The organism is Stenotrophomonas acidaminiphila (genome assembly GCF_001431595.1).
Lineage (GTDB): Bacteria > Pseudomonadota > Gammaproteobacteria > Xanthomonadales > Xanthomonadaceae > Stenotrophomonas > Stenotrophomonas acidaminiphila.
The window spans coordinates 74,110-87,398 of record NZ_LDJO01000019.1 but is presented as its reverse complement, the minus strand read 5'-3'; the positions used below and the strand labels follow the sequence as shown (position 1 = coordinate 87,398).

Below are 13,289 nucleotides of genomic sequence, written 5' to 3'. Positions count from 1 at the left end.
AATGGCGCGCGGCGGCGCGGCAGGCATTGTCGTTGCCATGCGCATGCGTGGCGCGGCAGAAGGTCGAGGGGCTCGACGTCCAGTAAGCCGGCTCACTGGCGCGCGGCGGCGCGGCCGGCATTGTCGTCGCCATGTGCATGCGTGGCGCGGCAGAAGGTCGAGGGGCTCGACGTTCAGTAAGCCAGCTCACTGGCGCGCAGCGGCGCGGCAGGCATTGTCGTCGCCATGTGCATGCGTGGCGCGGCATGGACCGGCAACGGGCCGTTTCACCGCTGCGCGGCGTGGCGAGCCATACTGTGCAGCGGCCGTGGCAACAGCCGCCGAATCCGTTCTACAGGGAACCCCATGACGACGACGCACGACACCCCAGCGCAGAGCACCTGCCCCGAATGCCATGGCGACAATCTGTATGCCCATGGCGGCGTCAATGCCCGCGGTGGCTACGGCCCCGACCTGCTGCCCGGCGCCAGCGGCGTGTTCGCCAGTGCCAAGATGCGCAGTGTCGTCTGCCGCGATTGCGGCCTGGTCCGCTTCTACGCCGGCAACGAGGCGCTGGCCCGGATCACCCCCGAGAACGGCTGGCGCAAGACCCGCTGAGGAGACCCCCATGCAACCCGATTTCTGGCTGCAACGCTGGCAACAGGGACAGATCGGCTTCCACCGCGACCAGGTGATGCCGCTGCTGCAGGAACACTGGCCATCGCTGCAGGTGGCGGCCGGCAGCCGGGTACTGGTGCCGTTGTGCGGCAAGAGCCTGGACATGCATTGGCTGGCCGCGCAGGGCTACCGCGTGCTCGGCGTCGAGCTCTCGCCGCTGGCGGTGCAGCAGTTCTTCGACGAGGCCGGGCTGCGGCCCGAACGCCGCAGCAGCGCGCTGGGCGAGCATTTCAGCGCCGGACCGATCGAGATCCTCCTCGGCGACGCCTTCACCCTCGACGACCAGACCCTGGCCGGCATCGCCGGGCTCTACGACCGCGCCGCGCTGATCGCATTGCCGCCGGCGTTGCGCCAGCGCTATCGCGACACCGTGTACATGCGGCTGCCGGCCGGCTGCCGCGCGCTGCTGATCACCCTCGAGTACCCGCAGGCGGAGAAGGCCGGCCCGCCGTTCTCTGTGGCGCAGGCGGAAGTGGACGCGTTCGCGCCAGCCTGGCAGGTGGAACTGGCCGAGCGCCGCGACATCCTGGCGCACGAGCCCGGCTTCCGCGCCGAAGGCGTGAGCGCGCTGGCCACCGCGGTCTACCGCATGCGGCGCAACGCCGGCTGAAATTCCGCCCCGCATGAACGCAAAAGGCCGGGAATACCCGGCCTTGCCTGCGCGATGCACCCGCCGCGGCTCAATGCGCCGGCGCGCCCTTCGCGTCGATCTTGCTGGCCTGGTACAGCTCCAGGCCGATGCGCCGGATCAGGCCCAGCTGCTGCTCCAGCCACCAGGCATGGTCTTCCTCGGTGTCGCGCAGCTGCGCGATCAGGATGTCGCGGCTGACGTAGTCGCCGTGCGACTCGCACAGCTTGACCGCCGCGGCCAGGTTGGCGCGCACCTGGTACTCGGTCTGCAGGTCCTTCTCCAGCATCTCGACCACGCTCTTGCCGGGGGCGAAGACGTGCGGACGCATGTCCGGGTCGCCGCCCAGGAACAGGATCCGCCGCAGCAGCGCGTCGGCATGCCCGGTTTCCTCTTCCATCTCGTGGCCGATGCGCTCGTACAGCGCATGCAGGCCCTGGTCTTCGTAACGGCGGGAATGGATGAAGTACTGGTCGCGCGCGGCCAGTTCGCCGCGCAGCAGCTCCTTCAGGCATTCGATGACTTCCGGGTGTCCCTGCATGGGGGTGCTCCTGATGTTCGTATGCGCACAGGATGCCCGATCCGGCACGGCGATGATCTAATCGGAATCAGTTTCAGTTGCGCCCTGCGTGCGGCAGCGCGCTCCCCTACAATCGGCCTTTCCTGGGACCGGGGAGAGGCGCATGAGGCGCTGGCTGCTGCGTTCGCTGTGGGTCGTGCTGGGGCTTTCGATCCTTGTACCGGGTGGTATCTGGCTGCTGCTGCGCGGCAGCCTGCCGGAACTGGACGGCGAGCTCGCCCTGCCCGGGCTGTCGGCCCCGGTCCAGGTGCAGCGCGACGGCAACGGCGTGGTCACGGTGGATGCCGCCGACGAGCGCGACATGGCCCGCGCGCTGGGCTATGTGCATGCGCAGGAACGCTTCTTCGAAATGGACCTGATGCGGCGCTCGGCCGCCGGCGAGCTGTCCGAACTGTTCGGCGCCAATGCCCTGCCGCTGGACCGGCGCATGCGCGTGCACCGCCTGCGCGCGCGCGCGCACGACAACCTGGACATCGCCCTGGGCGACCGTCGCGCGGTGCTCGAGGCCTACCGCGACGGCGTCAACGCCGGGCTGGCGGCGCTGCCGGTACGACCCTGGCCCTACCTGCTGCTGCGCCAGCGGCCGCGTGCCTGGAGCCTGGAGGACTCGGTGCTGGCCGGGCTGGCGATGTACGCCGACCTGCAGGACCCCGGCAACAGCCGCGAGCTGGCCCTGGCCCGCATCCGCGAGGTGGTGCCACCCGCGCTCCATGCCCTGCTCGCGCACGACGGCAGCAGCTGGGATGCGCCGCTGTTCGGCGCCGCGCGCGGCGATGCACCGCTGCCCGATGCCGCGACACTGGACCTGCGCCAGCTGGCCGGCAGTGGCGGTGGCGACGCCGCGGTCGCCCGCCTTGCCCGTACCCCCGTGCCACTGCGGGACAGCGGGATCGGCTGGCCACCGGAGGCGGCCGACAGCTCGCCGGGCAGCAACAACTTCGCCGTCGCCGGCGCACTCACCCGCGATGGCCGCGCGATCCTGGCCGACGACATGCACCTGGCCCTGCGCGCACCCAACCTCTGGTTCCGCGTGCGCCTGCGCCATCCCGATGCGTCCGCGCCACGCGGCAAGGTCGACGTGGCCGGCTTCAGCCTGCCGGGGCTGCCGGTGGTCATCGTCGGCAGCAATACCCACGTGGCCTGGGGCTTCACCAACAGCTACATCGACACCGCCGATTTCGCACGCCTGCCGGCCACCGCGCCGTTGCGCGAATACCGCGAAACCATTGCGGTGGCCGGTGCGCCGGCCGACATCCTGGTCGTGCGCGAAAGCGACTGGGGCCCGGTGCTGCATGAAAACGCCGATGGCAGCCGGCTGGCGCTGCGCTGGACCGCGCAGCTGCCGGGCGCGGTGCGCCTGGACTTCGCCGACATGGCCCGCGCGGCCGACCTGGACGCCGCACTGGCAGTGGCCGACCGCGCCGGCATTCCCGCGCAGAACCTGCTGCTGGCCGACCGCCATGGCCGCATCGCCTGGCGCCTGGCCGGCGCACGCCCGGATCGCAGCGGTACCTGCACGGCCGATGGCATCGCCAACACACCCGACGCGCCGTTGCCGCCCGATACGTCGCCCTTCAACGAGCCCTGCTACCCGTGGCCGTTGCGCACGGACCAGGCGCCGTCGCTGGTCGATCCCGCCAACCACCGCCTGTGGACCGCCAATGGCCGCGTGCTCGACGGCGCCATGCTGGCCGAGGCCGGCGATGGCGGCTACGACCTGGGCGCGCGGGCACGCCAGGTCCGCGACGGCCTGTTCGCGCGCGAACAGTTCGACGAGCGCGACCTGCTCGCCATCCAGCTCGACGATCGTGCCGTGCTGATGGAGCGCTGGTGGAAACTGCTGCGCGCCACCGTCGAGCACAGCGACGATCCGGCGCTGCGCCGGCTGGAAGCGGCCAGCCGCCAGTGGGACGGCCGCGCCGCGGTCGATTCGGCCAGCTACCGTATCGCCCGCGGCTTCCGCGGCATCACCCTGGACACGCTGGAAGCCGGCCTGCTGGCCCCCGCGCGCCAGCGGCTCGGCGAGGACTTCGTGGCGCCACGCCTGCCACAACTGGAAGGCGTGGCCTGGCCGCTGCTGGAACAGCGCCCGCCGCACCTGCTGCCGCCGCCGTTCAAGCGCTGGGACGAACTGCTGGCGCACAGCGCGCGGCAACTGGAAGCGGACCTGGCCGCACAGGGTCACGACCTCGCCGCGCGCACCTGGGGCGAGCGCAACACCGCCGCCATCTGCCACCCGCTGTCGCGCGCGCTGCCCGCCCTGTTCAAGCGCTGGCTGTGCATGCCGGCGCAGGCACTGCCCGGCGACGGCAACATGCCGCGGGTGCAGACGCCGGACTTCGGCGCATCCGAGCGCATGGTGGTCTCGCCCGGCTTCGAGGCCGACGGCATCGTGCACATGCCCGGTGGCCAGAGCGGACATCCGCTGTCGCCGTTCTGGGGCGCCGGCCACGACGACTGGGTACAGGGCCGGCCGACACCGTTCCTGCCCGGTGCCACCACCCACACCCTGGTACTGCGCCCGCGCTGAAACAGCGCGGGCGACATGCCGGCCCGCAGGTGGACGGGGCTATTCCAGGCGCACCGTCCACTCGATCTCGAGCATGTCCCCCGCGTTGAACAGGCCGCTGACCTGCACCCAGCTCGCGGCGGGGTACCTGCCGTCGGCGAAGAACGCCTTGCGCGCGGGAATGGCCTTGACCAGTGCGTCCATGTCGGTGGTATACGCGGTTTCCTTCACCACCTGGCTGCTGTCGGCACCGAAGCGCTGCAGGATCTTCGCGAGCGCGCCATAACACGCCTGTACCGCCGCCTGCATGTCCCGGCCGCGGCAGGGCACGCCGGAGACATGCAGGGTGTCGCCGTCGCGCACCACGCCGGCATAGCCGATATCCGCCTCCCAGCTGCCCAGCGCGTGGCGCTCCAGCGGCACCTCCGCGGCGCGGGCAGGCGGAACGCACAGCAGACCCGATACCAGCAACCAACACGCACGCATCGGAAGCGCCGTTGACCGGAGAGAGATGAGCGGCGATGGCGGCTTCCGGCAGGGGCCGCCAACGGCGCGATGGGAACGGACGCGCCCGTCCCCGGGGACAGGCGCGTCGGGCGGTGGATGAAGACAGGGCGGCGCACGGCGCGCGCCGCCCCCCGGCTCACCCCGCCAGTCCCTGCGCGTGCACACCGGCCACCGCACGGCCGGACGGGTCGGCCATGGCCGCGAAGCTCGCGTCCCAGGCGATCGCCGCCGGCGAGGAACAGGCGATGGACTTGCCGCCCGGCACCGTCTCGGCCGCGGCCGGGGTCGGATAGAACTGCTCGAACAGGCTGCGGTAGTAGTACGCCTCCTTGGTCTGCGGCGGGTTGTACGGGAAGCGCTTGTCGGCGGCGGCCAGTTCGCGGTCGCTCACCTGCGCCTCGGCATGCGCCTTCAGCCCGTCGATCCAACCGTAGCCGACGCCGTCGCTGAACTGCTCCTTCTGCCGCCACAGGATTTCCTTCGGCAGGTAGCCCTCGAACGCCTCGCGCAGCACCGCTTTCTCGATGCGGCCGCTGGCCTTGTCCACCATCTTGTGGCTGGCGTCCATGCGCATCGCCACGTCGAGGAAGGCGCGGTCCAGGAACGGCACGCGCGGCTCCACGCCCCAGGCCATCATCGACTTGTTGGCGCGCAGGCAGTCGTAGTTGTTGAGCGCGTCGAGCTTGCGCACCAGCTCCTCGTGGAACTCGCGCGCGTTCGGCGCCTTGTGGAAGTACAGGTAGCCGCCGAAGATCTCGTCGCTGCCCTCGCCGGACAGCACCATCTTCACCCCCATCGCCTTGATCCGCCGCGCCAGCAGGAACATCGGCGTGGAGGCGCGGATGGTGGTGACGTCGTAGGTCTCGATGTGGCGGATCACTTCCGGCAGCGCGTCCAGGCCTTCCTCGAAGGTGTACTCGAAGCCGTGGTGCACGGTGCCGAGCATGTCGGCGGCGATCTTCGCCGCGGCCAGGTCGGGCGACCCGGCAAGGCCGATGGCGAAGCTGTGCAGACGCGGCCACCAGGCCTCGCTGCGGTCGCCATCCTCGATGCGATGGCGTGCATAGCGCGCGGCCACGGCCGCCACCAGCGACGAATCCAGGCCGCCGGACAGCAGCACGCCATAGGGCACGTCGGTCATCAGCTGGCGGTGCACCGCGGCCTCGAAGGCTTCGCGCAGTTCCTGCCGGGACACCTCCACGCCCTGCACCGCGTCGTAGTCGCGCCACGGCCGCTCGTAGTACCGGGCCAGCTCGCCGGTGGCGCTGTCGTACCAGTGCCCCGGCGGGAACTGCGCCACGTCGGCGCAGGTATCGGCCAGCGACTTCATCTCCGATGCCACGCACAGGCGGCCCTGCTTGTCGTGGCCCCAGTACAGCGGCACCACGCCGATCGGATCGCGGGCGATGATCGCGCGTCCGGCGCGCTTGTCCCACAGGGCGAAGGCGAAGATGCCGTTGAGCCGGTTGAGGAACGACGCAGGTTCGTCCTCGCGGTACAGCGCATTGATCACCTCGCAGTCCGAGCCGGTCTGGAACGCATAGGGCTGCACCAGTTCCTGCTTCAGTTCGCGGTGGTTGTAGATCTCGCCGTTGACCGCCAGCGCCAGCGTGCCGTCCTCGGACAGCAGCGGCTGCGAACCGCCGGCCGGGTCGACGATGGCCAGGCGCTCGTGCACGAGGATGGCGCGCTCGTCCACGTACACGCCGCTCCAGTCGGGGCCGCGGTGGCGCTGGCGCTGCGATTGCTCAAGTGCCTGCCGGCGCAGCGCCTGCAGGTCGTCGCCCGGTTGCAGGCCGAAGATGCCGAAGATGGAACACATGGGGACTGCTCCTGGTTGTGGGGGTTTTTCGTTGAATTCCCGGCCATGGAGGGCCGGGTTCCTGTGGGGGGAACCACACGCGCAACAAAAAACCCGCATCGGCCGATGCGGGTTTTCTGGTCACTGGGCGTATGGTGCTTGTGGCTCAGTCGCAGACCCGCATCGGCCGCGCGCGATTGTTCGCAACCGCATTATTGCGATTGTTCGACACGTTCACGTTGGCGCAGGCGTTGCGGTTCATGGGGCCGACGATAGCGTGGCCCCGCGATGGCGTGCAACTGTTTCGTGGGCAACCGATGCGCCCGTCCGCACGCCCCTGCGGCGGCCGGGCGCGGATCAGGCGAGCAACCGCGCGATCAACTGCCGGTACAGGTCGGGCAGCGCCCGCAGGTCGTCCAGGCGCACGTGCTCGTCCACCTGGTGGATGCTGGCGTTCACCGGCCCCACCTCGATGCACTGCGCGCCCAGCGGCGCGATGAAGCGGGCATCGGAGGTACCGCCACCGGTGCTTTCCTCGGGCATGGCGCCGGCGAACCCGGCCAGCACCTCGCGCGCGACGCTGCGCAGGCGGCCTTCCGGGGTATAGAACGGCTCGCCGCTGCGGTGCCATTGCAGCGTGTAATCAAGGCCGTGGCGATCCAGCAGCGCGGCGATCTCCGCCTCCAGCCGCCCGGCGTCCCAGTGCGGGTTGTAGCGCAGGTTGAACATCACCTGCAGGTCGCCGGGGATGACATTGCCGGCGCCGGTGCCGGCATTGATGTTGGAGATCTGCAGGCTGGTCGGCGGGAAGCTCTCGTAGCCATCGTCCCAGTGCCGCGCCGCCAGCTCGGCCAGCGCCGGGGCGGCCAGGTGGATAGGGTTGCGCGCCTTGTCCGGATAGGCGACATGGCCCTGCACGCCCCTGACCTGCAACTTCGCCGACAGGCTGCCGCGGCGGCCCACGCGCAGCAGGTCGCCCAGGGTCGCGGTGGACGAGGGCTCGCCGGTGATGCACCAGTCGATGCGCTGCCCGCGCTCGCGGAACAGGCGCGCGACGTGGCGCACGCCATCGATGGCGTCGCCTTCCTCGTCGCTGGTCAGCAGCACCGCCAGGGTGCCGGGATGGTCGGGGTGGTCGGCGACGAACCGCTCGGCGGCGACCACGAACGCGGCCACGCTGCCCTTCATGTCGGCCGCGCCACGGCCATAGAGCACGCCATCGCGTACCTCCGGCCGGAACGGGTCGCTGCGCCATGCCGCGACCGGGCCGCTGGGCACCACGTCGGTATGGCCCAGCAGCACCAGTACCGGCGCGCCGCTGCCGTGGGTGGCCCACAGGTTGTCGACCTCGCCCAGGCGCAGGTGTTCGCACTGGAAACCGGCCGCCTGCAGGCGGTCGGCCACCTGCTGCTGGCAGCCGGCATCGTCCGGCGTCACCGACGGCCGCGCGATCAGTTCGCAGGCCAGCTCCACCACGTCGCTCATCGGCCGCATGCCGTCACCCCACGCCGAAGCGCTGCTTGAAGCCGTTGTCGGAAAAGCCCTGGCTCAGCGCGCCGTCATCGGTGACGACCAGCGGGCGCCGGATCAGCTGCGGGTACTCGCGCAGCAGCAGCTTCCACTCGGCCTCGGAGCCGGGCGCCCTGCGCGCATCGGGCAGCTGCCGCCAGGTGGTCGAGGACTTGTTGACCAGTGCCTCGAAACCACCGGCCTTGCCCGCCCATTCAATCAGGGTCTCGGGGCTGGGCTTGTGCTCGCGGTAGTCGATGAAGGTGTAGGCGACGCCGAAACGGTCCAGCCACTTGCTGGCCTTCTTGCAGGTGTCGCAGTTCTTGAGTCCGTAAAGAGTGGTCATTGCAGGATCCAGGGCTTGCCCTCTCCGGCGAGGGAGAGGAGGAACATCAGTCGGCCAGGCCGCGCAGCAGGTCGTTGACGCTGGTCTTGCTGCGGGTGCGGGCGTCGACCTGCTTGACGATCACCGCGCAGTACAGCGAGTGGGTGCCGTCCTTGCTCGGCAGCGAGCCGGACACCACGACGCTGTAGGGCGGGATGTAGCCGTAACTGACTTCGCCGGTGGCGCGGTTGTAGATGCGCGTGCTCTGGCTCAGGAACACGCCCATGCCGATCACGCTGTGGTGGCCGACCACCACGCCTTCCACCACTTCCGAGCGCGCACCGATGAAGCAGTGGTCCTCGATGATGGTCGGGCTGGCCTGCAGCGGTTCCAGCACGCCGCCGATGCCGGCGCCGCCGGACAGGTGGCAGTGCTTGCCGACCTGCGCGCAGGAACCGACCGTGGCCCAGGTATCGACCATGGTGCCCTCGCCCACGTACGCGCCGATGTTGGTGAAGCTCGGCATCAGCACCACGTCGCGGCCGAAGTGGGAGCCGCGGCGGGCGATGGCGCCGGGCACCACGCGTACCCCGGCAGCGCGGAACTCGGCCTCGCCATGACCGGCGAAGCGCGATTCGACCTTGTCCCAGAACGGCGCCGGGCGGCCATCCATCACGCTCATGTCGTTGACGCGGAAGTACAGCAGCACCGCCTTCTTCAACCACTCATTGACCTTCCAGCCGCCATTGCCATCCGGCTCGGCGACCCGGAACTCGCCCGACTCCAGGCCGTCGATGACGCGGTTGACCAGCGGACGGGTGTAGCCCTCGATCTCGTCCATGGTCAGCATCGCGCGGCGCTCGAACGCGCTCTCGATGCCGAACTTCATTTCCGCAACGCCCGGCGCCGGCGGCTTGCGCAGGCTGCGCGGGCCGATCGATTCCATCGCCTTCGGCCTGGCCGCGGACGTTTTCCCGGGCGCGGCCCTGGCCGGCCTGCTGGCCGGCACCGCCGCGGCAGCGGCCTTCTTCGGCGCAACCTTCTTCGGCGCGGTCTTCTTCGGGGCGGTCTTCTTGGCGGTAGGCTTCCGGGTGGCCATCAGCGGGGGTCTCCTGGCGTTCTGTCGGGCTCCAGGCAGGCCAGCAATGCATCGCGCAGGGCCTGCCGGGAGGTTTCGGTAAGGGGGCGGTCGTGGCGGTCGGTCAGCTGGAACTGGTCCTCGGCGCGCTCGCCGAAGGTGGCGATGCGCGCATCCTGCACCCGCAGCTGCTGGTCGCGCAGCACGTGCGCGACATCGGCCAGCAGGCCCGGCCGGTCCGGCGCCACCAGGTTCAACACCGTGCGCGCATGCTCGGCGTTCTCGATGAACTCGATGCGCGGCGCGAAGCGGAAATGCCGGAGCTGGCGCGGAATCACCCGCCGTGCCGGGCGCAGCACCAGGATGTTCCCGGCCAGCGCCTTGCGCAGCAGCAGTTCCAGGCGCGCGGTGTCGCCGTCGGCGAAGCTGCCGGCCGGGGTCACCTCGAAGGTATCGAAGATGGTGTCTTCCGGCCCGTCGAGCACGCGCGCGCGGTGGATGCTGTAGCCGGCGCGATCCAGGGTCATCACGATCGCGGCGAACAGGCCGTCGCGGTCGGGCGAGTGCACGAACACTTCCAGCGCGTCGCTTTCCGGCGCGATCCGACGTGCCCTGACCAGGGTGCCGCCACGCGCCACTTCCATCAGCGAGGTGGCCTGCCACACCAGCTGCTCGGGGCGGAAGCGAACGAAGCTCTCGTCCGGCATCGCGCTGAACTGGCGCTCGATCACCGCATCGGCATGGCCGAGCGCGCGCATCAGCTCGCGCACGCTGGCGCGCGCCTCCTGCACCCGCTCGGCCTCGGGCAGCGGCTGTTCCAGGCCCTCGCGCAGGGCGCGGCGCGCGGCGAAATACAGGTCGGCCAGCAGCCGGTCCTTCCAAGCGTTCCACAGCTTGGGACTGGTGCCGGCGATATCGGCGCAGGTAAGCAGGTACAGGTAGTCCAGCCGTTCGCGGCTGCCGACCAGCCCGGCGAAGCGGTGGATCACCTCCGCGTCGGTGATGTCCTGCTTCTGTGCGGTGACCGACATGCGCAGGTGCTGCTCCACCAGCCAGGCCACAAGGTCGGTGTCGGTGGCGCTCAGGCCGTGCGCGGCGCAGAACGCGCGTGCATCCAGCGCGCCGAGTTCGGAATGGTCGCCGCCACGGCCCTTGGCGATGTCATGGAACAGCCCGGCCAGCAGCAGCAGTTCGGGCTTGCGCAGCCGCGGCCAGACTTCATGGGCGATGGAGAACCGCTCATCGGCGCGGCCGGCGGCGAACACGCCGATGTTCCGCAGCACCATCAGCGTGTGCTGGTCCACGGTGTAGACGTGGAACAGGTCGAACTGCATGCGCCCGGACACCTGCGCGAAGGCCGGTATCCACTGCCCGAGCACGCCCAGCCGCGCCATGCGCGCCAGCGTGTCCACCGCGCGCGGGCCGCGCAGCAGGGCGATGAACTGCTCGCGCACCGCCGCGTCCACTTCGGTATAGGCCGGAATCTCGTCCAGCATCTCGGCCAGGCCACGCGCGGTGAGCGAATGCAGGCCACGCACCTGCGGCGTGCGTGCCCAGCAGGCGAACAGGGCGAAGATGCGGGCGATGTCGCCATGCGGCCATAGCGGATCGTCGGCCGACAGGTAGCCGCGGCGCAGCGAGAAACCATCGCCGACCGGCTCGGGCGACGCCTCGCCGTCGAACTGCTCCTCGAAGCGCTGCAGCAGGCGGTCGCTGATCCGCCGCACCACCGCCGCGCTGCGGTAGAAGCCCTGCATCATCTTTTCCACGCCGAGGTTGCCGGCGTCGTCGGCGAACCCCATGCGCTCGGCCAGCGCCTTCTGGTAGTCGAAGCGCAACCGTTCCTCGGCGCGCTGCGCGACCAGGTGCAGGCCGAAGCGCAGTCGCGCCAGCACCGCGCGCTCGCGCTTGAGCGCGGCGGCCTCGTCCAGCCCGAGGTGGCCGAGCCCGACCAGCGCGTCGATGTCGCCCACGCCGAACGCGCGCAGCGCCATCCAGCCCAGGGTATTGAGGTCGCGCAGGCCGCCGGGGCCATCCTTGATGTCCGGTTCCAGGTTGTCGGCGGTGTCGCCGAACCGCTGGTGGCGCAGCAGCAGTTCCTCGCGCTTGGCCAGGAAGTAGTCGCGTGCCGGCCAGATCAGGGTCGGCGATACCGCGCGCGCCAGCGCCTGCTGTGCCCCCGCGGCGACACACAGTGGCCGTGCCTCGATCAGCGCGGTGAGCACGGTCTGGTCGGCTGCGGCCTGCACGCACTGCGCGGCCGAGCGCACTGCATGGCTGGCCGGCAATCCGGCGTCCCACAACAGCGCGAACAGCCGCGCCAGCGCGGCCTCGCTGGCCTGTTGCACGTGCGGCTCGCCCAGGACCAGCAGGTCGATGTCCGAGCGCGGGAACAGTTCGCCGCGGCCGTAGCCGCCGACCGCGAACAGCGACAGGCCGTCAGCACCGGCCAGGCAGCGCCGCCAGGCCTGCTGGATCAACTGGTCGACGCAGCGCGTGCGCAGCGCCAGCAGCCGCTCGATGTTGTCGCCCTGCTCGAAGCGCCGGCACAGCCGCGCATCGGCGTGGGCCAGTGATTGCCGCGCCGTGGCCGCCCACTGCGCGTCGCCCGCGGGGTCGGCCGGCGCGTCCGGTACGTGCTGGACCAGATCCGCCGGCTGTGGACTCATGCCGCCCCGGATCGCGCGTGTTCGGCCTCGGCCGGCGACAGCGTCAGCACCTCCACGCCATCCTCGGTCACCGCCACCATGTGCTCCCACTGCGCCGAGAGCTTGCGGTCCTTGGTGACCACCGTCCAGCCATCGGGCAGCACCCTGGTGTAACGGGTGCCCTCGTTGATCATCGGCTCGATGGTGAAGGTCATGCCCGGCTTGAGCACCAGCCCCTGCCCGGGGCGGCCGTAATGCAGCACCTGCGGCTCGTCGTGGTAGACCTTGCCGATGCCGTGGCCGCAGTACTCGCGCACCACACTGAAACGCTCGGATTCGGCGTATTCCTGGATCGCATGGCCGATGTCGCCCAGCGTGGCGCCGGGCCGCACCGCACGGATGCCGCGCCACATGGCTTCGCGGGTCGTCTCCACCAGCCTCCTGGCCATCACCGAGGGCGTGCCGACGTAGTACATGCGGCTGGTGTCGCCGTGCCAGCCATCCTTGATGACGGTCACGTCGATGTTGACGATGTCCCCGTCCTTGAGCACCTTGGCCTCGCTGGGGATGCCGTGGCAGATGACGTTGTTGACCGAGGTGCACAGGGTCTTGGGAAAGCCGCGGTAGCCCACGTTGGCCGGGACGGCACCCTGCACGTTGACGATGTGGTCGTGGCAGATGCGGTCCAGTTCCTCGGTGGTGACACCGGGTTTGACGTGCGCGCCGATCATGTCCAGCACTTCGGCCGCCAGCCGGCCGGCGATGCGCATCTTGGCGATTTCTTCGGGGGTTTTCAGGTTCACGCTCATGCCCGCCATTATCACCCATCGGCGCCTGCCTGAACGAGTTTTCCCGCGCCCCGGCCACCCGGCCGCCCGGGCAATTTGCGCCGCGCCCCCGCGCACCCTATAATTCCGCGGCTCCGTTGCCGGCCCCGTGCCAGCGCGGGCCGCCCACGCCGGGCGTCACCGGTGAATCCACACCTGCTGCCCCCATCCGTGCCGGGGTGCTCCGCGAGGAGTTCGGCCACGGAGGCAGCAGGGAAGC

The 13,289-nt window shown here is 70.3% G+C and carries 11 protein-coding genes; 3 read left to right on the top strand and 8 right to left on the bottom strand.

Translation table 11 applies throughout. The features are described from left to right. Positions 1-345 precede the first annotated feature (345 nt). Together ABB33_RS05895 and ABB33_RS05890 are read left to right on the top strand one after the other, a co-directional pair. On the top strand, positions 346-597 hold the full coding sequence (locus ABB33_RS05895; protein WP_054666790.1) for a hypothetical protein: 252 nt from the start codon (positions 346-348) through the stop codon (positions 595-597). Positions 598-607: 10 nt separating this feature from the next. After that, positions 608-1,267: a thiopurine S-methyltransferase gene (locus ABB33_RS05890; protein WP_054666791.1), complete on the top strand. Its 660-nt coding sequence runs from the start codon at positions 608-610 to the stop codon at positions 1,265-1,267. 70 nt (positions 1,268-1,337) lie between these two features. Here ABB33_RS05890 and ABB33_RS05885 read toward each other — a convergent pair whose 3' ends face one another. Next, positions 1,338-1,826 (bottom strand): bacterioferritin, encoded by a 489-nt coding sequence (locus ABB33_RS05885; protein WP_056931476.1) that lies wholly within the window; start codon positions 1,824-1,826, stop codon positions 1,338-1,340. A gap of 142 nt (positions 1,827-1,968) precedes the next feature. Between ABB33_RS05885 and ABB33_RS05880 the strand changes: the two genes are divergently transcribed. Next, on the top strand, positions 1,969-4,395 hold the full coding sequence (locus tag ABB33_RS05880) for a penicillin acylase family protein (protein ID WP_056931475.1): 2,427 nt from the start codon (positions 1,969-1,971) through the stop codon (positions 4,393-4,395). A 39-nt stretch (positions 4,396-4,434) separates the two neighbouring features. Here the strand turns inward: ABB33_RS05880 and ABB33_RS05875 are convergent, their stop codons facing one another. The 7 genes from ABB33_RS05875 to map all read right to left on the bottom strand — a co-directional run bounded on the left by ABB33_RS05875 (position 4,435) and on the right by map (position 13,051). After that, a complete protein-coding gene (locus ABB33_RS05875; protein WP_082595002.1) occupies positions 4,435-4,860 on the bottom strand; it encodes a RidA family protein in 426 nt (141 codons plus the stop codon). Between the two features lie 157 nt (positions 4,861-5,017). Then, positions 5,018-6,703 (bottom strand): asparagine synthase B, encoded by a 1,686-nt coding sequence (asnB, locus tag ABB33_RS05870; RefSeq protein WP_056931473.1) that lies wholly within the window; start codon positions 6,701-6,703, stop codon positions 5,018-5,020. A gap of 336 nt (positions 6,704-7,039) precedes the next feature. Then, positions 7,040-8,167 carry a succinyl-diaminopimelate desuccinylase gene (gene dapE / locus ABB33_RS05865; RefSeq protein ID WP_056931472.1) on the bottom strand — a complete coding sequence of 376 codons (1,128 nt, stop codon included), beginning with the start codon at positions 8,165-8,167 and terminating at the stop codon, positions 7,040-7,042. A 13-nt stretch (positions 8,168-8,180) separates the two neighbouring features. Beyond that, positions 8,181-8,537, bottom strand: a complete 357-nt coding sequence (locus ABB33_RS05860; RefSeq protein WP_056931471.1) for an arsenate reductase — start codon at positions 8,535-8,537, stop codon at positions 8,181-8,183. Positions 8,538-8,583: 46 nt separating this feature from the next. After that, complete coding sequence (gene dapD / locus ABB33_RS05855) at positions 8,584-9,615, bottom strand: 2,3,4,5-tetrahydropyridine-2,6-dicarboxylate N-succinyltransferase (RefSeq protein WP_056931470.1); 1,032 nt, start codon at positions 9,613-9,615, stop codon at positions 8,584-8,586. After that, positions 9,615-12,263, bottom strand: coding sequence for a [protein-PII] uridylyltransferase (locus ABB33_RS05850; protein ID WP_056931469.1), 2,649 nt, complete (start codon positions 12,261-12,263; stop codon positions 9,615-9,617). The genes dapD and ABB33_RS05850 overlap by 1 nt, the downstream gene beginning before the upstream one ends. Next, positions 12,260-13,051 (bottom strand): type I methionyl aminopeptidase, encoded by a 792-nt coding sequence (map, locus tag ABB33_RS05845; protein WP_054666814.1) that lies wholly within the window; start codon positions 13,049-13,051, stop codon positions 12,260-12,262. Before map ends, ABB33_RS05850 begins: the two co-directional genes overlap by 4 nt. Between the last annotated feature and the right edge of the window lie 238 nt (positions 13,052-13,289).